This is a genomic window from Hallella bergensis DSM 17361, from assembly GCF_000160535.1.
GTDB classification, from domain to species: domain Bacteria; phylum Bacteroidota; class Bacteroidia; order Bacteroidales; family Bacteroidaceae; genus Prevotella; species Prevotella bergensis.
This window is the reverse complement of sequence record NZ_GG704780.1, coordinates 1-21,892: the sequence shown is the minus strand read 5'-3', so window position 1 is coordinate 21,892 and position 21,892 is coordinate 1. Positions and strand designations below refer to the sequence as shown.

General features: G+C 45.9%; 18 protein-coding genes and 1 pseudogene. 12 read left to right on the top strand and 7 right to left on the bottom strand.

The window, feature by feature from the left end; genetic code table 11:
* The 4 genes and pseudogenes from HMPREF0645_RS00095 to HMPREF0645_RS00080 form a co-directional block, all read left to right on the top strand.
* A pseudogene (locus tag HMPREF0645_RS00095) lies at positions 1–464 on the top strand (retropepsin-like aspartic protease); the annotation flags it as partial.
* A 297-nt stretch (positions 465–761) separates the two neighbouring features.
* A complete protein-coding gene (locus HMPREF0645_RS00090; RefSeq protein ID WP_007172724.1) occupies positions 762–908 on the top strand; it encodes a hypothetical protein in 147 nt (48 codons plus the stop codon).
* Positions 909–1,074: 166 nt separating this feature from the next.
* Entirely contained in the window at positions 1,075–1,887 is an 813-nt protein-coding gene (locus HMPREF0645_RS00085) for a hypothetical protein (RefSeq protein ID WP_007172723.1), read from the top strand.
* Between the two features lie 28 nt (positions 1,888–1,915).
* A complete protein-coding gene (locus HMPREF0645_RS00080) occupies positions 1,916–2,383 on the top strand; it encodes a transposase (protein WP_211205365.1) in 468 nt (155 codons plus the stop codon).
* A gap of 198 nt (positions 2,384–2,581) precedes the next feature.
* Here HMPREF0645_RS00080 and HMPREF0645_RS00075 read toward each other — a convergent pair whose 3' ends face one another.
* From HMPREF0645_RS00075 to HMPREF0645_RS00060, 4 genes are all read right to left on the bottom strand, one after another.
* The gene (locus HMPREF0645_RS00075; protein WP_007172721.1) at positions 2,582–3,493 is read right to left on the bottom strand and encodes a hypothetical protein; all 912 of its coding nucleotides are present in this window, start codon (positions 3,491–3,493) and stop codon (positions 2,582–2,584) included.
* A 116-nt stretch (positions 3,494–3,609) separates the two neighbouring features.
* On the bottom strand, positions 3,610–4,401 hold the full coding sequence (locus tag HMPREF0645_RS00070; RefSeq protein ID WP_007172720.1) for a hypothetical protein: 792 nt from the start codon (positions 4,399–4,401) through the stop codon (positions 3,610–3,612).
* An 86-nt stretch (positions 4,402–4,487) separates the two neighbouring features.
* The gene (locus HMPREF0645_RS00065; RefSeq protein WP_007172719.1) at positions 4,488–5,984 is read right to left on the bottom strand and encodes a UxaA family hydrolase; all 1,497 of its coding nucleotides are present in this window, start codon (positions 5,982–5,984) and stop codon (positions 4,488–4,490) included.
* Positions 5,985–6,033: 49 nt separating this feature from the next.
* The gene (locus tag HMPREF0645_RS00060) at positions 6,034–7,098 is read right to left on the bottom strand and encodes a LacI family DNA-binding transcriptional regulator (protein ID WP_007172718.1); all 1,065 of its coding nucleotides are present in this window, start codon (positions 7,096–7,098) and stop codon (positions 6,034–6,036) included.
* Positions 7,099–7,289: 191 nt separating this feature from the next.
* On the opposite strand from HMPREF0645_RS00060, the gene HMPREF0645_RS00055 reads away from it, so the two are divergent.
* From HMPREF0645_RS00055 to HMPREF0645_RS00035, 5 genes are all read left to right on the top strand, one after another.
* Positions 7,290–8,312 carry a sugar kinase gene (locus HMPREF0645_RS00055; protein WP_007172717.1) on the top strand — a complete coding sequence of 341 codons (1,023 nt, stop codon included), beginning with the start codon at positions 7,290–7,292 and terminating at the stop codon, positions 8,310–8,312.
* Positions 8,313–8,336: 24 nt separating this feature from the next.
* A complete protein-coding gene (locus tag HMPREF0645_RS00050; protein ID WP_007172716.1) occupies positions 8,337–9,008 on the top strand; it encodes a bifunctional 4-hydroxy-2-oxoglutarate aldolase/2-dehydro-3-deoxy-phosphogluconate aldolase in 672 nt (223 codons plus the stop codon).
* A gap of 116 nt (positions 9,009–9,124) precedes the next feature.
* Positions 9,125–12,535, top strand: a complete 3,411-nt coding sequence (locus tag HMPREF0645_RS00045) for a DUF5112 domain-containing protein (RefSeq protein ID WP_007172715.1) — start codon at positions 9,125–9,127, stop codon at positions 12,533–12,535.
* A 1,022-nt stretch (positions 12,536–13,557) separates the two neighbouring features.
* Positions 13,558–14,283 carry a DUF5932 domain-containing protein gene (locus HMPREF0645_RS00040; RefSeq protein WP_007172713.1) on the top strand — a complete coding sequence of 242 codons (726 nt, stop codon included), beginning with the start codon at positions 13,558–13,560 and terminating at the stop codon, positions 14,281–14,283.
* Between the two features lie 67 nt (positions 14,284–14,350).
* Entirely contained in the window at positions 14,351–15,004 is a 654-nt protein-coding gene (locus HMPREF0645_RS00035) for an AbgT family transporter (protein ID WP_007172712.1), read from the top strand.
* A 248-nt stretch (positions 15,005–15,252) separates the two neighbouring features.
* Here the strand turns inward: HMPREF0645_RS00035 and trxA are convergent, their stop codons facing one another.
* From trxA to dnaE, 3 genes are all read right to left on the bottom strand, one after another.
* Positions 15,253–15,567, bottom strand: coding sequence for a thioredoxin (gene trxA, locus HMPREF0645_RS00030; RefSeq protein WP_007172711.1), 315 nt, complete (start codon positions 15,565–15,567; stop codon positions 15,253–15,255).
* A 136-nt stretch (positions 15,568–15,703) separates the two neighbouring features.
* Positions 15,704–16,117, bottom strand: coding sequence for a tRNA (adenosine(37)-N6)-threonylcarbamoyltransferase complex ATPase subunit type 1 TsaE (gene tsaE, locus HMPREF0645_RS00025; RefSeq protein WP_007172710.1), 414 nt, complete (start codon positions 16,115–16,117; stop codon positions 15,704–15,706).
* A gap of 44 nt (positions 16,118–16,161) precedes the next feature.
* Positions 16,162–19,881, bottom strand: a complete 3,720-nt coding sequence (dnaE, locus tag HMPREF0645_RS00020; protein ID WP_007172709.1) for a DNA polymerase III subunit alpha — start codon at positions 19,879–19,881, stop codon at positions 16,162–16,164.
* A gap of 126 nt (positions 19,882–20,007) precedes the next feature.
* Between dnaE and HMPREF0645_RS00015 the strand changes: the two genes are divergently transcribed.
* The 3 genes from HMPREF0645_RS00015 to HMPREF0645_RS00005 are packed head-to-tail and all read left to right on the top strand — an operon-like array spanning position 20,008 to position 21,800.
* Positions 20,008–20,700 carry a phosphatidylserine decarboxylase family protein gene (locus HMPREF0645_RS00015; protein ID WP_007172708.1) on the top strand — a complete coding sequence of 231 codons (693 nt, stop codon included), beginning with the start codon at positions 20,008–20,010 and terminating at the stop codon, positions 20,698–20,700.
* 49 nt (positions 20,701–20,749) lie between these two features.
* Positions 20,750–21,460 (top strand): CDP-diacylglycerol--serine O-phosphatidyltransferase, encoded by a 711-nt coding sequence (pssA, locus tag HMPREF0645_RS00010; RefSeq protein WP_044123180.1) that lies wholly within the window; start codon positions 20,750–20,752, stop codon positions 21,458–21,460.
* A 40-nt stretch (positions 21,461–21,500) separates the two neighbouring features.
* Entirely contained in the window at positions 21,501–21,800 is a 300-nt protein-coding gene (locus HMPREF0645_RS00005) for a DUF4834 family protein (RefSeq protein ID WP_169305440.1), read from the top strand.
* The last annotated feature ends 92 nt before the right edge of the window (positions 21,801–21,892 follow it).

Genomic DNA, 21,892 nt, shown 5'->3' with positions numbered 1-21,892 from the left:
TTATTGGAGGGGATATTCTAAAAAAAGAACTTTGGTGTTTTAATTTAAAAGAAATGATTATGACTCGGTGCGAAACTTCTATAAAGAATATACAAGGCATGCTTAAATGGAAAACCCACGATGACTATTCCGATGCGTTTTTGAATTGTATCTTTTTGAAGGGAAAAGTTGCAGGAAAAAATACCCGTATACTATTTGATTCAGGTAGTAGAAGAAATTTTTTACCAAAACATTTTGGAGTTTCTCCAACCAAAACAATCGAATTAGAACGTGGAGATATTGCTCAAGCCTTGGTTCGTGAAAAGACAAATGTATGCGAGGATATTAAGCTTAAAATCGGCAAAAATAACTTCAAACTGAATTTTATAATAAGTGAAGAGAAGTATCCTACCATAAATACAGAATTTCTATGGGGAAAATCTTTCGTTTTGGATTACAAAAAGAAGTGTATATATATTCTGTAAAAGATTATTATAAACAAAGTGCTATCTTCAAAAACAATAGTTCGTTAAAATTTGAGATAGTGGCTATGCAGCTGCCAGCCATAGAGTTCTTTGAAAGTATGACCCATTAACTTTCCGTTCGGTACGTTCCAACACCTGTCGAAATTAACCAAATCTTATTAGTTATATATAGTTAATGAACTCTCTCATTTTAAACGGTTAAATGAGAAGTAACGAAGTATAGATATTAGATACAAAAAAACCTTTGCTAAAAGGGCAGCATTGGAAATATATAACCAGCCCTATAAACATATTTATATGAGTAACACATTTGATAAAAAATTAGTTGAATCTTTGGAACTAAAAGAACTTTCAGAGAGAGAAGAAATTGTTGCAATAGTTGCAGAACAGCAACAGATGGAACAAGAGGGTTTCACTCCTTTTGACTGGACAATCATAATTTAATTATCTAATGACAGGCAACTTAATAACGCTGCATGTCGTTGTTATATAATAATAGATATAAGTTACATCAAATCACTTTAGCGTCTGACATTTTTCTCTCGTTGAGATCTCGTAAGGTCTCCATGGATAATTGTATATTCTATTTGTAAATAAAGTAAAATGCAAAATGAATAAAATAACTTGTTTATATTTCTTTGTTTTTATTAGTCTTTGTAGTGCTAATGCTCAAATAAAGATCAAAGGTATTGTAAGAAATCAAAATAACATCGGTGTGAAATATGTAACAGTATGCGTGGACAGCATCTATACATTAACAGATAGAAATGGACAATTCACCCTTGAACTTCCTATCGACATCAAGGGTGATATGACTTGTACACATATTGGTTATAAAAAGAAGGTAATACCATATTCTATATACAAAGGCGGAGCCGTTGCCATATCATTAGAAGACAAAATTTATGAACTTGATGAAGCTTTGGTTGTAAACCGAAAAACCAGACCCACTGTGATTCTTCGGAAAGGAATGAAATTGCCGGGAGATGTTGCTTTCGGTAATGCCCCTTCAGGTAAATATGAAATAGGGACTAAATTTACTGTGCATGATAATTTTATTATTGATAATTTTAACTTGAAGATAGAGGAATGTACATATAAACATTGCACACTTCGACTTGTAGTCTATGAATTTGTAAAAGGACAGTTTTTTCCTATTATTTCTAATCCTATCTATTTCAACCTATCTCCTTTGAATAAGGATTCTGAGATTAATATTAAAACAACCTCATCAATAGCATTACATAAAGGGAAAGATTACTTTGTTGGACTAACTATAGTCTCGGGCTCAAAGGGAACAATTCACTTCCCTGCCACCCTTCGCAGCGGATTTGTGAGAAATCTAATTAAGGGCACTGCAAAAAAGCTACCAGCAACAGTTAGAATTGGTATAATTGGGAGAAAACAAACTGTCTTTCCCTAAAAAAAGTTGACGTTCAAGGTCAACAATGATGTGGAAGTACAATTGCAAGAAAAGAAATCAGTATTATGATGCAGCAATCCGCCTCTATATCCATGAAAAGATGGGCGCGCGGAAGATCTCGAAAATTATTCCGGTATCAGAGTCGACAATTTCAAGATGGATTCGTAACTTTACGGCAGAAACCAAGGGACAAGTCGTTATGAAAAGTAAATCGTCCATCAAGTCAGCATCCTCCGCGACAGGAACCAAGGATTCTGAGGTTAAGGCCTTGCAGGCAGAGATTAGACGCCTGAAGAAGGATCTTGCGCACGAATCACTCCGTGCCGATGCATTCAATGAGCTGATCAACGTAGCCGAGAAACAATTCAACATCTCCATCCGAAAAAAGCTGGCGATAAGGAGTAAAGAACCTGCATGCAGAAGACTCAAGACATTACCGGGTGTCGAGTCTTTGCACACTATTTGGCGTGACGAAGCAATCCTATTGCATATGTGATGAGTCCCGTTTTCTTGAAACGAAAGCAACCGTAGGCTATTCGGTTTATTATATCAGGGAATGAGTATTGACATGATGACACCAAGGGAAGCCGCGCTCCGTGTGGGGGAATTGAGTCAACTTTTTCCAAGGATAAGCCTCTAAGGTAGTCAACCTAAATCAGGAAACTACAGTACATAAATTTAGCATGTATCATTCCTATTGAAATATCTTAAAAATGTCAATTCCCTTCATTCCCGAAGTTGTATTAATAAACCAAATCTGTCCGGAGTTCCTTATAAAAGACTCAGGTTGTATTTCTCCATAAAATTTCATGTCTAAACGAGCTAGACCTTTGTACTTTTGACATTTTAAATCATAGTCGTTGTAATCTGCAAATAGGGTCTTGCCATGGCTATATTCCTCTTTGTAGAAATTCATTATTTCTCGAATAGTATACTGTGTAGGTTTAATGCCAATATTCTTAGCGTAGGTACTTTCTACGGTTGTAAGCTCCCCGTTCACACAATCCCCAATACTTAGTAAAATATAGTACTGGTTAATTTTAGAAAGTTCAGGCTTTAGTAAATATAAAATAGGAATACCTTCTGAATTAATAGGAGTTGGACTTTCTTTTACAACCTTGGTTTTATCTATCTCATTTAAATTGGTAAAATTATGGTACTCTTTTAAATCCGTAGGGTTATGGAACACAAGAGGCTGGTTACCGATTACGGCATACTCAAGGACAGTCGAAGACAAGTTCTTGATTGAAAGGAAATCTGCTCCGTTTTCTTGATAGTCTCTTTTCAAGGTAAGTTGGCTAAAAACGCTTTCCCCCGAATGTGTACCAACAATACTGTCATAGGCGACCAAGACGTTCTCTCCACCAATTATGCAAGGGGTAGAAAGTCTCTCTGTCTTGACTTCATTTTGACCATTATTGCCCAATATACTATAATGCACTTCCACTTCTCCGGGAATATCATCTTTTGTGGTTATTGCAATATAATTATGCCGAAGAATAGTTGTTTTGCGTACTCCTTCCTCTAAATCAACCTTTGTACATTGGGAAAACAATATTGTAAGAAAAAGCCAAACATACAATTGTAAAGAGATGATCTTCTTCATATTGTTACGTCTCTATATTAATTCCAAACCATTAACCGAGGATTCTACCATTCAACTTGTAACACCCCGCAAAATAGGAATGAGGTGCAACCCTTGGTTGCCACCTCATCTGCTGTTTATTCCTCAATCTCCTGGAGGGAGCGTGCAAAATTGTGGAAGAAGTTGCTCACGGTTTCTATCGGAGCATAGGTAATGTATCGCAAGCTACGCCGGAGGTTTCTGCGCAGCAGGGTTGAGTTGTTCTGCACAAACCCGGAACGGCTCTGTCGGAAGTGCCATTCCTCTGCGGTGTCGTTTGCCGTGTGGGAGACCGACCTCAGCACCAGCTTGTAGGCTGCCGGCTCGTCGCGCTGAACAAAAGGAATCTCATCTTGCTCAAAGTTGAAGACAGCCATGAGCATACAGCCTTGCAACTGGGCCATGCGGCGGATGTGCAACTTGGAGAGCCACGCCTCAAGTTTCACAAAGTCCACCTTGTCGCCCTTGTTCCTAAGATAACTGCCCAACTGGATGAGTCCGCTGAGCATCATGCCCGTGTTGAGCATGCCCGATATGTTAGCCACAATAATCTTGAGTACGTCTATCGAGCCTACATTGGTGTCTATGGCGTGGCGTTCCTTCTCCTCAATCTTTCTAAGGCGATGGTTTAACAACCGGTTACTCAGTCGCGGATGACCGATTCCGGGAGCATCTGCTATGCTCTCAGTGATCAGCCGTTTGGGAATATTCATCAACTCGTCGTACTGGTGGTTCCTCACGCCCTTTTGTGCCGCAGCCTCAACGTGTTGTGCGCGTACCATCTGGTTGAGTCGATCCCATTTGAAGGCCGACATGGGTTCCAGTGCCTCATACTCGTTGAGCGCACCGGAACGCAGCAGGCGGAAGAAGTTTCGCGTGATAACATCCATGGTTATGAATATTTTTTAAAACATCGCCGAAGAGACATCTGACTGCACACTCAGCCCATAATGGGAAGACTCGGAGAGTTGACTTTTTAAAGTGTTACGCCGTTCTTGAAAATGGCAATCTCACGGTAGCCATTGATTTCGTTGCGTGTTTGCTCACCATTAGCCACCGCAATGACCTTGTCAACGAACTTGCGGGTGAGCTTCTGCATGGTAGTGCCCTTCAGTAGTTCTCCGGCATTGAAGTCCATCCAGTTGGGTTTGTGTGCAAAGATGTCGTTATTGGTAGCAATTTTCATCGTTGGGACAAAGGTGCCGAAAGGCGTTCCGCGCCCTGTGGTGAAGAGCACGATTTGGCATCCGGCTGAAGCCAGGGCGGTGGAGGCCACGAGGTCGTTGCCCGGTGCAGAGAGCAGGTTGAGGCCGTGCTCCTTCAGACGGTCGCCATATTCCAGCACCCCACTGACAAGCGCACGTCCACATTTCTGCGTGCATCCGAGGGCTTTATCCTCCAGCGTAGAGATGCCACCGGCTTTGTTTCCCGGCGATGGATTCTCGCCAACCGGCTCGCCATGTGAGAGGAAATATTCCTTGAAATTATTGATCATATCCACTGTTTGCTGAAACAGTTCGGGAGTCTTACAGCGGTTCATCAAAATGGTTTCCGCACCGAACATCTCCGGCACTTCCGTCAGGATGGTCGTGCCGCCCTGAGATACCAGGAAGTCGGAGAACTCGCCCACCAATGGATTGGCTGTGATACCGCTGAATCCATCGCTGCCGCCGCATTTCAAGCCCACGCGCAGTTTGCTCAACGACACATCTTCCCGCTTGTCTTGTCTGACCACCGCATAGATTTCGCGCAGCAGCTTCATGCCCTCTTCTATCTCGTCGCCCTCGACTTTCTGAGTGACGAGCAGCTTCACGCGCTCCTGGTCGTAGTCACCAAGCATCTTCATGAACTCATCGGGCTGGTTGTTCTCACACCCCAGTGAAAGCACCAACACACCTCCTGCGTTGGGGTGTAGGCACAGGTCTCGCAAAATCTTGCGCGTGTTTTCATGATCCTCACTCAGCTGTGAACATCCATAGTTGTGATTCCACGCGTGCACAGCATCGATACCCTCAAGGTTGGTTTCGTTGGTAAGCTCCCTGACCAAGCGGTCGGCAACACCATTGACACAGCCCACCGTCGGCACGATCCAGATCTCGTTACGCACACCCACTTCGCCACTGGCACGCTGATAACCTTTGAAAGTGAGATTCTCGAGCGGATTTTCCACATCTTCGCCGACCGGCCTGTACTCGTATTCTGAAGTTCCGGAGAGGTTGGTCTGCAGGTTTTTCTCGTTGACCCATTGTCCGGCTTTCAAGTCTTCCCTGACATGGCCAATGGGATAGCCGTATTTGATGATGTCGGTTCCCTGAGTCACATCCTCGAGCAGCACCTTGTGTCCGGCAGGAGTATCCTGCAAGAGTGTAATTTCCTTACCGTCCACCTGGAGGGTGATGCCCTGCGACAAAGCTTTCAAGCATACCAGGACATTGTCTGCAGGGTTGATTTTAATAAATTCTGATTCTTTCATTGTTTTTGTATCTTAGTTTAATTTCGTTTGGTTTTTACATTCTCCGGGATTACAGTTGGGTGCGGCGATAGAAGTCCACATTCTCCTTAGAAAGCAGTTCTATGGGCATGTAGTTGACGGGATGAACTTTCTTCTTCAGCACGATGGCCTTGAACAGGGCATCGATGCAGCAGTAGCCCTGTTGATAAGCATGCTGGGCAATGAGAAAGGAGATGCTGCCCTGACGCAGGCATTCCGCATTTTTGCCCACCATGTCGTACCCCATGATCTGTACATTTCTGCGGTTGGTCCTCAGCAGGAAGTCGCCCATGACGTGCGCCTTGGAGCCGAAAGTGATGCCATGGTGAATGTTGGGATTCTCCGCGAAAAACGTCTCGAGCATGCTGTCGTTGAGCTGTCGTGACTGCCCGATGGGCAGTTCGAGATTTAATATGCGCACATGCGGGAAATGGTCGTGCATGTAGTGACGGAACCCCACTTCGCGGTTGTCCTGCTGCTTGCTGAGCACGCGCCCGTTCTTGGTAATCCTCAACAACACGATTTCCGTCTCATTACCGGCGATGAGCATCAGCATGCGAGCGGCAAAATAGCCACTCGAAAAGGAATCCTGTCCGAAGAATGCAAGGGGTTTCAGGTCGGGCATGTAGGAGTCGAGCATCACAAAGGGTATGCCCAGGTCGTGCATCCGATCGGTAAACTGCCGCGTGATATCGAGGTCGGCAGGTACAATAACCACGCCGTCGGGCTTGGAATCGAGACATTTCCGCGCCGCCTCCCTAAAAGACTCGTCGTCGAAACGCTCGTAATAGATGATGTTGGCCTTGATGTGGAAGTCACGACAGGCCTCCTGTGCCATTTTCACTCCCTCCTCAATTTCTTCCCAATAAGCCACCTGTTCGTGCGCCGGAATAAGAACTTGAAACATGTATGAACGGTTGTAGGCCAAAGCAGAAGCATACATGTTGGGTTGATAATTCATTTCCTCCAAGGCTTTCTCCACCTTCACCCTGGCCTTGGGGGAAACATTTGGGCGATCGTGCAACACCCGGTCAACCGTGCCGACAGAGACTCCGGCACGCAAGGCAATATCCTTGATTCTAATCTTGTCTGCCATTGTTAATACATAATAATTATGCAAAAATAACAATAATTGTCGAAAAGGTGGAACACGTCACCTATTTATTTACTAAAAAATGTGATTTTATGATTTTATGTGTCTCGTTTGATTTTTTTTATTTATTTTTGCCATGAACTATAAGAAGATTTAATCTATTAATAACAATAACAAATTTAAATTAAAAAGAAATGGCTAAAATTGTAACATTAGGTGAGATTATGCTCCGCCTGTCTCCGGAAGGCAACGACCGCTTTATCCAGAGCGATCATTTCCGTATTATCCCCGGTGGTGGCGAAGCCAACGTAGCTGTCAGTGCGGCCAACTATGGTCACGAGGCTTATTTTGTAAGCAAATTGCCCGATCACGAGATTGGACAGATCGCAGTCAATGCCCTGCGCCGTTACGGAGTACATACGGAGTTTATCGCCCGTGGAGGCGACCGCGTAGGACTCTATTATGCAGAGACCGGTGCATCGATGCGCCCTTCAAAAGTGATCTATGACCGTGCCAACAGCTCGATTGCCGAGGCCGATGCATCCGACTTCGATTTCGATGCCATCATGGAAGGTGCACAGTGGTTCCACTGGAGTGGCATCACTCCCGCTATTTCCGACAAGGCTGCAGAACTGACCAAGTTGGCCTGTCAGGCCGCCAAGCGTCACGGTGTCACGGTGTCTGTAGACCTGAACTTCCGCAAGAAGCTCTGGACTTCTGAAAAGGCAATCTCTGTGATGCGCCCACTGATGGAATATGTCGACGTATGCATTGGCAATGAGGAAGATGCACATCTCTGCTTAGGCTTTGAGCCCGATGCCGACGTCGAGGGCGGGAAGACCGATGCCAGCGGTTACTACAACATCTTTAAGGGCATGATGAAGGAATTTGGCTTCAAGTATGTGGCCTCCACGCTGCGCGAATCGTTCTCTGCCACGCATAATGGCTGGAAGGCACTTATCTATGATGGTAAGAACTTCTATGAGAGCAAGCACTACGACGTTAATCCGATCATTGACCGTGTAGGTGGTGGAGACTCTTTCTCAGCCGGACTAATTCACGGTCTGCTCACCAAACCGACACAGGGCGAGGCTCTTGAGTTTGCCGTGGCAGCATCAGCCTTGAAGCATACAATCCCCGGCGACTTCAACCTTGTGAGCCCTGCTGAAGTGGAAAGCTTAGCCGGCGGAAATGTCAGCGGACGTGTTCAGCGCTAATTTAAAATACAGAAAACTACAATAATGGCAAAGTTTAACAAGTTTGAAGTGATTGAGGCCATGAGGGAGACGGGTATGGTGCCCGTGTTCTTCAACAAAGACCTTGAGATTTGCAAGAATGTGATCAAGGCATGCTACCAAGGGGGCGTGCGCGTGTTTGAGTTTACCAATCGCGGTGATTTCGCCCACGAGATATTCGGGGAGTTGGTAAAATGGGCCGACAAGGAATGCCCGGAACTGATTCTTGGTGCAGGAACGGTGGTCGATGCGGCCACGGCAGCACTCTACATACAGTTGGGTTCCAACTTTATCGTAGGTCCTAACTTCGTGCCGGAGATCGCCCCGGTGTGCAACCGGCGCCTCGTGCCCTACTCTCCCGGTTGTGGCAGTGTGACCGAAATCAGCAATGCCCAGGCTTTGGGGTGTGACGTGACCAAGGTGTTCCCGGCCGGAAATGTCGGAGGACCTTCGTTTGTCAAGAACGTTCTTGGCCCGCTGCGATGGTCCAACATCATGGTTACCGGTGCGGTGTCGCCCGACAAGGAGAACCTCACGGAATGGATCAAGGCTGGTGTGCTCTGTGTGGGCATGGGGTCGAAGCTCTTCCCCAAGGACGTCATTGCAAACGGGAATTGGAAAGCCATCACCGACAAGTGTGTGGAAGCCTTAGGCTATATCAAGGCGGCACGCGCTTAACCGTTGGATGGTATTTTGTTCACGAATTAAAGAGGGGAGTGAATATGGCATTCGCCCTTCTTTAATTCGTGTTTTCACTTAAAAGGTTACAGCAAGAGTTGCGAAGCAGAAAGTATATGATTTATGGGGTGACAGCCCTGCTTGTTATCTTGATGTCAGCCTGCGAAAACCACCATGTGGCTTCCGTCGACAGGTTGAATGAGCTGGCTTATGCCTTTCATTACCGCAACTTAGACTCTACCCAATATTACGCAAAACAAGCTCTCGAGCTATCAGACAGCTGCGGTGTTGACGGTGCAGAAGCCGTTAATCACCTGGCCTTTGTGAGTCTTGCCAAAATGCAGTATAATCAGGCATCTAGGCTGTTGTCGGATGTGCGCAGCAGAACCAACAACCAGGTCGAGCTTCTCATTGCCGATGTACAGATGATGAGACTCTGTCAGCGGCAGTCGAGAAACAAGGATTTCTATAATTACCGCGAGAGTGCCGAACGCCGCTTGCAAAGGATAACGGATGAAGCAGACAAGTTATCCACTCATCAGAAAAGACGATTCATTTATGCCCAAACAGAGATGTGTATCGTTTCGTCTGCTTATTTTTACTACGTGGGTCTCTATCAGGAATCAGTGGAGGCTATCGGAAGGATAGACCCTCATGGAAATATCCAGCAGGACATGTCTCAGCAACTGTCCTACTGGTATAATATTGGTGCGGGAGGAATCCTTACTGACGGTACACCAGAAGAAATTGCCCAAGATGAGTTCGAGTATCTCATGCGGTGCTATCTGATGTCGATCGAATACGATTACCCTTATTGGAAAGCCCAGGCTTTGCAAGGCATGAGCGAGCATCTGCAAAAGCCAGCACAAAGAGACCGACTGATTCGCAACAATCTTCCCGCCATGAAATATATCAATGCAGACCAAATGCCGGACAGTCTGCTGGCGGGAAATCTGGCACAGCGGTCCCTGAACATACTGACGGCATACGGCGATGTTTATCAGATTGCAGGAGCAAACCGCACCTTGGCCGAATGTTTTTGGCATATCAGGGACTATCCGTCTGCATTGGCTTGTCTGCAACGCGCTCTGAACTCCAACAAGGCCATTAACCAAGCTCCTGATTTGGTGGCATCGATTTGCGAACAACTCAGTTTGGTGTATTCTGCCGTGGACGATAAGGTGAACAGCGACCAGAACCGGAATATTTATCTTGATCTTCAGGAGCAAACGCGCCAGGACAGGCAGCTGGAAGCGCGTGCGGGTCAACTCACGCAATCGTCAAACCAGCTGAACCTGATGCTTGCGGCTGTTATTATCATGATTTTGCTGGTCGTGACCCTGCTGTTTGTCTTTGACTTTTTGCGTCGCAGGAACGATGCACGCTTCTCGCTCAACACGCTGTTAGAACCCCTGAAACAATGGCGCAGGAAGAATGAGGAACGAACGTCGAGGCAAGAACGTGAATATGACGATATACGGGAGCAAACCAATATGGTGATGCTGCATCTTGCGCAAAACAAGCGAAAGAATATAGAACAGCGCGCTAAAATCCAGTTGGTGAGCAATGTCATGCCGTTCATAGACCGGATGAAAAACGAGGTGAAGCGGTTGCAAACCAAAGATGACTCCGCTGATGTGAAACAGCAGAGATACCAATATATAGCTGAACTCTCGGACACCATCAACGACTACAACAAGGTGCTGACACAGTGGATACAAATGCGGCAGGGCGAGATAGGCCTCAAAATAGAAAGTTTCCCCTTGCAACCGCTGTTTGATATCGTTGCACGCGGCAGCATGAACTATAAGATGAGGGGCATTCACCTTGAAGTGGTGCCCACCACGAGTGTGGTGAAGGCGGACCGGACCCTTACCCTATTCATGATCAACACCATAGCAGACAATGCACGCAAATTCACACCAGAGGGTGGCACGGTGAAAATCAGCGCACACGAGGCTGACAGTTATGTGGAAATCGGCGTGAAGGACAACGGTTGCGGAATGAACGAGGAACAGCTGGCTCATGTTTTTGACCGAACCTATACGGGCGGACACGGCTTTGGCTTGAAAAACTGCAATGGCATTATCGAGAAATACAAGAAAATTAGCAGGATATTCAACGTGTGCACCATTCAGGCCAAAAGTGAGGTGGGCAAGGGAACGCACCTGTTCTTCCGACTGCCCAAGGGGGTGGCACGTGCTATCTTGCTGCTGTTGGTCATGATTTCAGCAAACGTTTCTCAACCCATTGAGGCTGCTCGCCTGTTCGACGCTTCGCCTCCGCCCGCAAATCCTGCACCTCTGACCAACAAGGTGGGGATGAGGAGGGACACGGCAAGTTTGGCATCGCACTATGCAGATAGTGCCTATTTCGCAAATATCAATGGCACCTATCATGAAACCCTGAGATTTGCGGACAGTTGCCATCATTACCTCACGCCCGCAGACACGGCCATACTGCTTGACATCAGCAACGAGACTGCGGTTGCGGCATTGGCCCTGCATCTATGGGACGTATACGAAAAGAACAATAGGATTTACACGCAACTCTTCCGCGAGGCCAGTGCCGACAAATCACTGCCCGAATATGTGAGAACCATGCAGAAGAGCAAAACCAACAAGAATGTCGCAATTGTGCTCTTGGTGTTGTTGTTGGCCATCATCTTCCCAGCCTACTATTTCCTGTATTATCGCTATCGTCTGGATTATCAATTCTGTATTGACCGCATCAACTCGATGAACAAACTACTCCTGGGACGTCTGTCGGACAAGGAAAAACTGAGGGGTATAGACCGTTTGAACGACTTCCACAAGTTTAACATTTCAAGCGAGGAACAGGAGAAGCTACAAGTCATTGTGTGCCAAATCCGGTCGGCGCTGCTTTCTTCCATCAATATGGCTTCGGCACAGCAAACCTCCACAGAACTTGCCGGGGACGAACTGCGGAAATTGGAAATGGACAATTACCAGCTGCATGTGTCGAACAGCATTCTGGACAACTGCCTGTCGGCTCTCAAGCATGAGACCATGTATTATCCTTCTCGAATACACCAGTTGGTGAATGGAGAAACGCCTGACCTTGACGCTGTTGACGAATTGGTGAGCTATTACAGGGAGTTGTATCAGATGCTGACTTTACAGGCTGTACGACAGATCTCACCATACCACTTGGATCCAGAATTGTCCAACTACTTGTTCGAAATACTGAAAACGATGAACAAGGGCGTGGCTCCGCAAATGGAAACCATAGAAACCAAGGGAAGTTATGCTGTGATCAAGGTGATCATGACACAATACCTTATCAGTGATGAGGACTGCCGTAAACTGTTCACGCCCTACACCGGGAATCTGGGATTCCTCATCTGCCGGCAGATAACGAGGGAAATGGGTGAGATCACCAATCTGAGGGTATGTGGAATGACGGCAAGCAGGACACCCGACGGAAAGATCTGTATCACAACAACCATGCCGGCACGTTGTGTGACGGAACAAATAAGGAACATGCAATGTCTTGAACGGAATTAGCTTATCATATTTTAGGTTCATCCGACTTTTCGAGTGATACGACAGTCATGTAGTGCATATTCCTCCCTCTTCCCTCTTCCCAATTAACCTTCCACCGTTTTTGTTGCATCAACTTGCTCAGCGCGCAGCCTAATTGTGAATTATGAATTGTGAATTATGAATTGTGAATTATATTACCCTCTTCACTTTTCACTTTATAAAATATTATTACCTCTTTCAGTCAATTCCTTTCGTCGCATCTAGACAGATATGCGCCATGTTTTTGCGAATAATTCCAATCCCGAAGAGTATCAAAAACACAAGGCCGATGCGGTTACAGCCTTGTGGTACTGCGATTCGAGCTTATCGATTGCGCGACTGCACCATTGTCGCATCGTGATTAGAATTTAACCGCAGTGGCGTTTGATATCTAATCGTAGACGACAAAAACCGTATAGTAAAATCATATTTATTAAAATCCTGATTGTCAACCCACTACGAATTATCTCAAATTTCTCGAATTTCTAACCGATGGATTCTAATTTTTGAATTCGCGAAATATAGAGAGATGTTTGTCAGAAAAAATATTAGTATCTGTTGTCTCTGGATTCACCCTATACATCTGTTGATGGGAACAAAACTGCATGAATGAACGACGATCCATTTTAGTTGATGTAATAGAACACAGGAGGCATCCGCGTCGGGAATTATCTTGCATCTCGTGTTCAATAAGGGTTATCACTCCATATGTCGGATGAAACATAATTTATGGAAGAAAAAGTAACTTACCGTTGCAGAAAAGTAAAAGATATATTATCTTTGGCGTGCCGGAAACAAGGCGCGCTCTGGTATTATCCATCTCTTTGATGAGCATGACAAGTTATTTAGTACAGAGTGAGTCGATGTGTCAAGTCATTCAGAACGTTTGATTTTATGATGACAAGTAAAGCAGAAAACCACAACAAAAACTGACAAGTGATTTCAGGAAAAGGCAAAGCACATGATCGTCAAACTCATTAGATAGAAATACAAGCATTATTGATATGAAAGATTTTAATATTATCGTTGTCGAGGATGTGCCTCTGGAGTTAAAAGGCACGGTGGGAATCATAGAGAATGACATCCCCGAAGCCCATATCATAGGTACGGCCGATACGGAAGAAAGCTACTTGAAGCTGATGAAAAAACAGTTGCCCGACCTGGTCTTGCTCGACTTGGGGCTGGGGGGCTCCACGATGGTTGGCATAGAAATTTGCCGCTACACCAAGGAGACTTACCCCCAAGTGAAAGTATTGATTTTCACGGGTGAAATTCTGAACGAGCAGTTGTGGAAAGATGCCCTGGATGCCGGATGCGATGGTATCATACTGAAAATGGGCGAGTTGCTGACCCGCCGCGATGTGATGAGTGTGATGGATGGCAAACAATTGGTCTTCAACCAACCCATACTTAAAAAGATTGTCGAGCGCTTCAAACACAGTGTCGACAAGGATATGATGCGTCAGGAGGCTTTGGTCAGTTATGAGATCGATGAATATGATGAGCGATTCCTGCGCCACCTGGCATTGGGCTACACCAAGGAGCAAATAACAAATCTCAGGGGAATGCCCTTTGGGGTGAAGAGTTTGGAGAAAAGACAGAACGAACTCGGCCAAAAACTTTTTCAGGATGGAAAAGAAAAGGGCGGAATCAATGCCACGCGACTGGTGGTTCGTGCCTTGGAACTGCGCATTCTCGACCTTGATAATCTTTATGCAGATGAAGATTAGCCAAGCGGAGCTTGCATAACACGTAATAACACGGTCTCAACATGACGGATAAACCATACGAAGATAAGTGAAAGATCATCATAAAAACCCGCCGTCGCAAGGTGTTTTCTTGCGGATATGGATTTACAGAGCCACCTTGTTGTTTGCCATAGCCCAAATCATACTGTTTCTGGCGTCATGGTTGCTCACGGCAGCCATGCCCGACATAGCCCTGCGATCGTTGTTGAGTGCAAAGGGAATACGGTGGTTCTTCGGCAACTTTGCAAACAACCTGGCCTCGCCTACCCTTGTCTATCTCATCGTCGTGGTCATTGCAGGGGGGTGCGTAGTTGCCAGTGGCTTATGGGATGCTCTGCGCAAAGTGGCTACGGGCAAACGAGCCATGCTCACTTTCCGACAAATCTTTGCCTTAAGGGGAGCTCTTCTTATGTTTGTAGCGGAAGTTGCCGTGGTTCTCTTACTCACCTTACTCCCTCATGCCATCTTGTTGAGCGTTACGGGAGAGTTATTCCCCAGCAGTTTCTCCGTCAGCATCATTCCCATTCTGGCTTTTATGGGTGTGTCGGTCTCCGTGTTTTACGGATTGACAAGCAGAAAGTTGCATAGCGTATATCAAGTGGGGCAAGCCATGAGTTGTGGAGGGCACTGGCTCATGCCCCTGCTGTTGCTGTATATCTTTGCTTCAGTTTTTACACATTCTTTCTACTGGCTGGTTCTATAAATTAGCTTTGTTAGATTTTGAGCTTATTTTTGAGGTCAAAATGCAAGAGAATGAAGGAGTGTAGCGAGCTACACGACTGAACGAACTTACATTTTGAGCCAAAAAGAAGCCAAAAGATAACAAAACGTATTTCATAAAAATTTAATGACTATATGCGGTGGTAATTTATAGAACCAGCCTACTATGTGTTTGTCATTCCGTGAGCCAGTGCATTCCTGAGTTGCATGCTTTTGCCCCTCTATGAGGTGCTAAAGCAATGCGTCAAATTTCTCCTTATACTTATCCTTGGCCGCAGCACCCACAAATTTGTCCACCAGCTGTCCGTTCTTGAAGAATAACACCGTGGGGATGTTGCGCACACCAAACTCGCTGGCAATGTCGTCATTGTCTTCTACATTGCATTTGCCAACCACCAGCTTGCCGTCATACTCTTTGGCCAATTCAGACATGATGGGCCCCACCATGCGGCAAGGACCACACCAGGTAGCCCACAGGTCTACAACCAATGGCAGTTCACCATTCTTATAACTCTCGAAATTCTCAGATGTAATTTCAACTTCCATTTTTCTTTTCTTTAAATTATGATTAATTCAATAAGGACATTCATGATCAGTGGTGATGGGCAAAACCCACACTGATTGCTATTCGATACAAAGGTATGTATTTATTATCAGCCCTACAAGCAATATTCCAAAAACCTCAGAACTCGACTACACGACTTCCATCTTCCATCTCGTTGATGTTCACCTTCACGGTGTCTCCTGGTAAGATCTCTTCTATTAACTCCGGCCACTCCAAAAAGCACAAGGCGCCGCTGTAGAAATAATCTTCGTAGCCCATGTCGTAAACTTCTTCAAGTTTTTTGATACGATAGAAATCGAAATGATAGATCAATTCATCGGTCATGCTCGATCGATACTCATTGACAATGGCAAAGGTGGGTGACGTAATGACATCTTCCACTCCAAGTTCTTCACAAATGGCCTTGATTAGGGTCGTCTTGCCCACGCCCATCTTGCCATAAAAGGCAAAAACCTTGTTGTCGCCTACATTCTTGACAAACTCCCGTGCTGCTTCACGGATTTGTTCCAATGACTGAATTTTTATTTGCATATCGTTAATTATTGCGGAATTTATATGAATTAAGTATTGGGGCGTTAATTCAGAGAATAACTCATGCTTTCGTGCTCCTTGACGTATTGCACAAGATGTTGCTTCACCTCAATTCGACCAACCTTTGCAAGTAGGAGCACATTCGCATTGTTTTCTTCGTCTTTGATATTAAAGTATAATTCCGTGCGTCCCGGTGTATTAGTCACCATCGATGTGATATCGTTCACCACCTCATCATCAATATCCTTGCTTTTCATGTTAATGGTAAACCGCTCGATGCGCTTGTCCTTTACTGTTTGCAGATACTCTATATTCTGGATGGTCATGCTGTAGTATTGGCTCGACTCGTATCGTTTGGTATATTTTGCGGTCACGCAAACCGAGCTCCCTTCTGTCAGCCTGGCACCCCAGCGCCCCCATTCCTCGCCAAAAAGAGCAATTTCTCCCGGGCCTCCGAAATCTTCTATCGTCACAATGCCAAAAGGTTCTCCACGCTTATTGAACCGCTGGGTCACTTTAGTCACAATACCACCAAACGTCACTTCCTGACGCATGGAGAGTTCAGCATAGTTCTCACGATTACCGGCCTCGGTACATGAGGTATTGCATAAGTTATCAAGCACCAATATATAATCGTCCAAAGGATGGGCAGAGAGATAAATGCCCACCAATTCTTTTTCCTTTCCTAATTTTTCGATGGCACTCCATTCCTCGGCCTTAGGTGCCGGTGGAGTGGCTATAGCTATTTCCGATACCATACCACCAAACAGGGAGTTAGCCGATTCCATCTTGTCCTGCTGATATTGTTGACCAAAGCGCACCAAGCTGTCAAGGAACACATCGCCCTTGGCATTCACTTGCATATATTGCTCTCGCATCAGTCCAAAACAATCGAATCCACCACTGAGCGCTAAACTTTCCATAGCCTTGCGGTTGATATCCCGCAGGCTCACACGTCCCACAAAATCGTAGATGTCCTTATACGGTCCGTTCTTCTGCCGTTCTTTAACAATGGCATCAGCCGCACCAGATCCCATCCCCTTGATGGCGGAGAGTCCAAAACGAATCTCACCTTTCTTGTTCACACCAAACTCCACATAACTTTCGTTCACATCAGGACCCAGTGTGGGAATATCCATGGCCTTGCATTCTTCCATGAGCTTGGTGATCTCGCCAATGTCGGCAAAGCGTCGTGTCATCAGCGCTGCCATATATTCGGCCGGGTAGTGAGCTTTGAGATAGGCGGTCTGATAGGCTACCCACGAGTAGCATGTGGCATGGGATTTATTGAATGCATACGATGCGAACTTCTCCCAGTCGTTCCATATTTTTTCAAGAACATTTTTGTCATGACCATTAGCCATGCCTTGCTTCAGGAATTTAGGCTTCATTTGGTCTACGATGGCTTTCTTCTTCTTGCCCATAGCCTTACGCAGGGCGTCACTCTCTCCACGCGTGAAGTTGGCCAACTGACGCGAAAGCAACATCACCTGCTCCTGATAGACCGTTATGCCATACGTGTCTTTCAGGTATTGCTCCATACAAGGTATATCGTAGGTCACCAGCGATGGGTCGTTCTTGCGCTTGATGAAGTCCGGAATATAATCCATTGGTCCCGGGCGATAGAGTGCATTCATGGCTATAAGATCCTCGAACACTGTCGGATGGAGTTCGCGAAGATATTTCTGCATGCCCGGCGACTCAAACTGGAATGTACCAATGGTGCGCCCTTGCTGATATAACTTATAGGTCAGTTCATCATCTATGGGAATTTTGTCTATGTCAACCTTGACTCCTCTCGTGCGCTCCACTACCTTGCACGCCTCCTTCAGCTCTGACAATGTCTTGAGTCCGAGGAAGTCCATCTTGATCAGTCCCGTATCTTCAATCACGTGACCGTCATACTGTGTCACCGCACATTTCAGCTCCGGGAAATCGGGGTCATCGGCCGTCGATACTGGCACCCATTCGTCAATAGGATCACGACAGATAATGAATCCGCATGCATGAATACCCGTTCCACGCACAGTTCCCTCCAACTGTTTGGCGTATTTAATGGTGTTTCGCTCACGCGGGTCGGTCGATGCCTCGGCCTCGCGCAGTTCGGGCGTATACTCGATGGCATTTCTCAAATTCATCTTCTTTCCATCGGGCAGACGGTCGGGAATGGCCTTTTTGAGCATGTTGGCTCGCTCCAAGGGCAGCCGCTCCACACGAGCCACGTCGGCGATGGAATTCTTGGTGGCCATACTACTATATGTAATAATGTGGGCGCAGTTTTCCTCTCCATACTTATCCATCACCCACCTGAGCACCTTACCTCGTCCGTCATCATCAAAATCTGTATCGATATCGGGCAGGTTGACACGGTCGGGGTTAAGGAAACGCTCAAACAGCAAGTCATATTTCAGCGGATCAATCCTCGTGATACCCAAGCAATAAGCCACTACCGAACCGGCTGCCGACCCACGTCCGGGCCCCACCCACACACCAAGTTCGTTTCGCGCTGCTGCAATGAAGTCCTGTACGATGAGGAAGTATCCGGGGAAACCCATGGTCTTCATCACATGCAACTCAAAGTTGATGTGTTCTCTCACATTATCGGGCACAGGGTCCCCATAATTCTTCTTTGCCCCGTCAAAGGCGAGTTTGCCCAAATAGTCAGCCTCGAGCTTGATGCGATAAATCTTGTCGTATCCTCCCAAGCGATCAATCACCTTGTGGGCTTCTTCCTCCGGCAGGGGATTTTGCCCGTTTTCATCAGTTGTAAATTCCCTGAACAGGTCTTCCTCTGTATATTTTTTTCGCAACTCCTCTTCTGTTCCAAACTCCTTTGGAATCGGGAAATAAGGCATGATCGGAGAGCTGTTTATACTATAAAGCTCTACCTTGTCGAGTATTTCGACCGTGTTGCGCAGTGCTTCGGGAATGTCGCTGAAGATTTCATTCATCTCCTCACGCGACTTAAACCACTCCTGCTTGGTATACATCAGTCGGAATGGGTCGTCAAGATCCTTGCTTGTAGATAGACACAGCAAATGGTCATGAGCTTCTGCCGTGTCTTGATCTTCGAAGTGGCAGTCATTGGTGCACACGACCTTGATGCCATACTCCTTGGCAAACTCCATCATCACCTGGTTGGCCTTCTGTTGCAACGGGAACACTTCGCGGTTGGCTCGGATGCTCGGATCCTTCACCTCATGACGCTGCAACTCCAGATAGAAATCGTCGCCAAACAAGCGATGATACCACTCGCAAGCCTCCCGTGCACCTTCGATGTCGCCCTTGAGAATTTTAGACGGCACCTCTCCGGCTATACATGCCGAGCATATAATCAGTCCCTCATGATATTTCTCGAGGTCAGTACGGTCGGTGCGTGGCTTATAATAGTAGCCGTGCACCCAAGCCCTGCTCACTAATTTGATCAGGTTCTTATAGCCTTTATAATTTTTTGCCAAGACGATGAGGTGATAGCCCGACGCATCACCATCTTCCCTGACCTTGTCTTCTTTGTTATGATGTGCTACATACATCTCACAACCCAAAATCGGCTTAAAGGGATCCAACCCCTCGCTTGCCCGTTTCTTGTTGATTGTCGCACAATAATCAAACAGTTCCTTTATACCATACATCACACCATGGTCGGTGATGGCCATTCCCTTCATACCATCGCTAATGGCTTTGTCTACCAATTTGCGAACCTTAGACTGACCGTCTAATACCGAGTAATGCGTGTGGACGTGTAAATGAACAAAATCTTCCATTCAGTTTATATTTATAGTGGTAAAGTTACAGCTAAATTACGATATGGCAAAAGAATATTATAAAAAGGTTGTCGTTTAAATAAAAAATATTACCTTTGCAACCGATCGAGTACACCCTTTTCGAACATGGGCAAGAGAATAAAAAAAATAAAAAAGATCCGCATACACCGTGAGGGAACCAATACACTTCTCTTCGGATTTATCTCTATAGTCATCATTGCAGCAGCCTTATGGTTTTCTTTCGATACAAAGTGGCCATTTTGGATTTTTGTACTGATCTTCGGTACAGTTTATGCCATCGCTGTCAATTTTTATCAATGTCCTATACGGTATCTCAAAGTGGATGATACCGACAAAATTGTAGTTGCACCGGCCGATGGCAAGATCGTAGTCATCGAGGAAGTTGATGAAAACGAATATTTCCACGACAGGCGTATCCTGGTAAGCATTTTCATGAGTCTCACCAATGTCCATGCCAACTGGTTTCCGGTAGATGGGCGAGTGAAGTTCGTGCGTCATCGAAATGGGAATTTCCATAAAGCCTGGTTACCCAAGGCCAGCGAGGAAAACGAGCGCGCCGACACCATGATTACCACCGAACACGGCGTGGACGTGCTTTGCAGACAGGTTGCCGGAGCTGTTGCCCGCCGTATTGTAACCTATGCCAAGGAGGGTGAAGACTGCTATATTGATGAGCATCTCGGATTTATCAAGCTTGGCTCACGCGTAGACGTATTCTTGCCCTTGGGAACTGAGGTGTATGTCAAGATGGGACAGAAGACCGTCGGCGACCAGACCATCATCGCTCGGCTCAAGTAAGTCTCGTCCTCCATCATGAAAGATGGAATCGGTAACAAACTTCAAGACGATGAACTTCAAGAAACACATCCCCAATACCATTACTTGCTGCAATCTCATCTCTGGTTGCATTGCCATTTGTTTCGCTTTTTTCCATGAACCAAGAACGGCTTTGATGTTTATCATTCTTGGTGCTGTTTTCGATTTTTTTGATGGTATGACGGCTCGTTTGCTTCATGTGTCAGCACCCATCGGCAAGGAACTTGACTCTCTGGCAGATGTAGTCACTTTTGGCGTGGCACCCTCGACCATTGTTTTTTCTCAACTATTGGTCATGGATTACCCCGCATTTCTACAACCCATATCCGACTATATACCTTTCCTGGCCTATGTCATGGCAGCCTTTTCTGCCCTTCGCTTGGCCAAGTTCAACCTCGACGAGCGTCAGAGCTTAGGATTCATCGGCTTGCCCACACCTGCCAACGCGCTGTTCTGGGGGTCGCTCATTCTGGGAGGGCATCAGTTTTTCGAAACATCGTCAGCCATGACGATAGTCCTTCTCCTCATGGTCCTTACAAGCTGTTACCTGCTCATCGCTGAGATTCCAATGTTTGCCCTAAAATTCAAGCAATGGGGATGGAAAGGTAACGAGGTGAAATACATCTTCTTATTGTCATGTATTCCGCTGCTCATCATTTTTAAGATATCGGCTTTTGCGATCATTATCGCATGGTACACCATCCTCTCCGTAGTAATTAACGTCTATAAAAAACGCGCATAACCCCTCAGCGCGCTATAAAGATAACAATCCAACAATGTTTATGAAAATCCTCCTTCTTATTTTTTTATCAGTCATTGTCGTGTTTTCATTGGGTGCAGTCATCCTGCGCCGCTTATTTTACCATTTAGGATTGAATTGGATTGTCGATTTATTTGGAGGTCAGTTGGGAAACCGCGGGTTCTCCCGTCAAACTACATCGGAGGATCAAACAAGAAAACACAAACGGCAAACCAAAACGCCTTCCGGCGATATCATCATCGATCATCGCACTGCTGACAAAGTTAATCAAAAGATTTTTCACAAGAACGAAGGGGAGTACGTACATTTCGAAGAGAAATAGACAACCGCAAAACAGCATGGGCATTCCCCAGCTCATTAGCATTGCCGAACCTTATTTACACAAAACCAAGTAGTTATCCCCTACTTTCGTAT

What these genes read in the sequence shown, in the direction of transcription:
- HMPREF0645_RS00090 (WP_007172724.1), top strand. Translation starts at nt 762, where the DNA reads ATGAGTAACACATTTGATAAAAAATTAGTTGAATCTTTGGAACTAAAA.
- HMPREF0645_RS00085 (WP_007172723.1), top strand. Translation starts at nt 1,075, where the DNA reads ATGAATAAAATAACTTGTTTATATTTCTTTGTTTTTATTAGTCTTTGT.
- HMPREF0645_RS00080 (WP_211205365.1), top strand. Translation starts at nt 1,916, where the DNA reads ATGTGGAAGTACAATTGCAAGAAAAGAAATCAGTATTATGATGCAGCA.
- HMPREF0645_RS00075 (WP_007172721.1), bottom strand. Translation starts at nt 3,493, where the DNA reads ATGAAGAAGATCATCTCTTTACAATTGTATGTTTGGCTTTTTCTTACA.
- HMPREF0645_RS00070 (WP_007172720.1), bottom strand. Translation starts at nt 4,401, where the DNA reads ATGGATGTTATCACGCGAAACTTCTTCCGCCTGCTGCGTTCCGGTGCG.
- HMPREF0645_RS00065 (WP_007172719.1), bottom strand. Translation starts at nt 5,984, where the DNA reads ATGAAAGAATCAGAATTTATTAAAATCAACCCTGCAGACAATGTCCTG.
- HMPREF0645_RS00060 (WP_007172718.1), bottom strand. Translation starts at nt 7,098, where the DNA reads ATGGCAGACAAGATTAGAATCAAGGATATTGCCTTGCGTGCCGGAGTC.
- HMPREF0645_RS00055 (WP_007172717.1), top strand. Translation starts at nt 7,290, where the DNA reads ATGGCTAAAATTGTAACATTAGGTGAGATTATGCTCCGCCTGTCTCCG.
- HMPREF0645_RS00050 (WP_007172716.1), top strand. Translation starts at nt 8,337, where the DNA reads ATGGCAAAGTTTAACAAGTTTGAAGTGATTGAGGCCATGAGGGAGACG.
- HMPREF0645_RS00045 (WP_007172715.1), top strand. Translation starts at nt 9,125, where the DNA reads ATGATTTATGGGGTGACAGCCCTGCTTGTTATCTTGATGTCAGCCTGC.
- HMPREF0645_RS00040 (WP_007172713.1), top strand. Translation starts at nt 13,558, where the DNA reads ATGAAAGATTTTAATATTATCGTTGTCGAGGATGTGCCTCTGGAGTTA.
- trxA (WP_007172711.1), bottom strand. Translation starts at nt 15,567, where the DNA reads ATGGAAGTTGAAATTACATCTGAGAATTTCGAGAGTTATAAGAATGGT.
- tsaE (WP_007172710.1), bottom strand. Translation starts at nt 16,117, where the DNA reads ATGCAAATAAAAATTCAGTCATTGGAACAAATCCGTGAAGCAGCACGG.
- dnaE (WP_007172709.1), bottom strand. Translation starts at nt 19,881, where the DNA reads ATGGAAGATTTTGTTCATTTACACGTCCACACGCATTACTCGGTATTA.
- HMPREF0645_RS00015 (WP_007172708.1), top strand. Translation starts at nt 20,008, where the DNA reads ATGGGCAAGAGAATAAAAAAAATAAAAAAGATCCGCATACACCGTGAG.
- pssA (WP_044123180.1), top strand. Translation starts at nt 20,750, where the DNA reads ATGAACTTCAAGAAACACATCCCCAATACCATTACTTGCTGCAATCTC.
- HMPREF0645_RS00005 (WP_169305440.1), top strand. Translation starts at nt 21,501, where the DNA reads ATGAAAATCCTCCTTCTTATTTTTTTATCAGTCATTGTCGTGTTTTCA.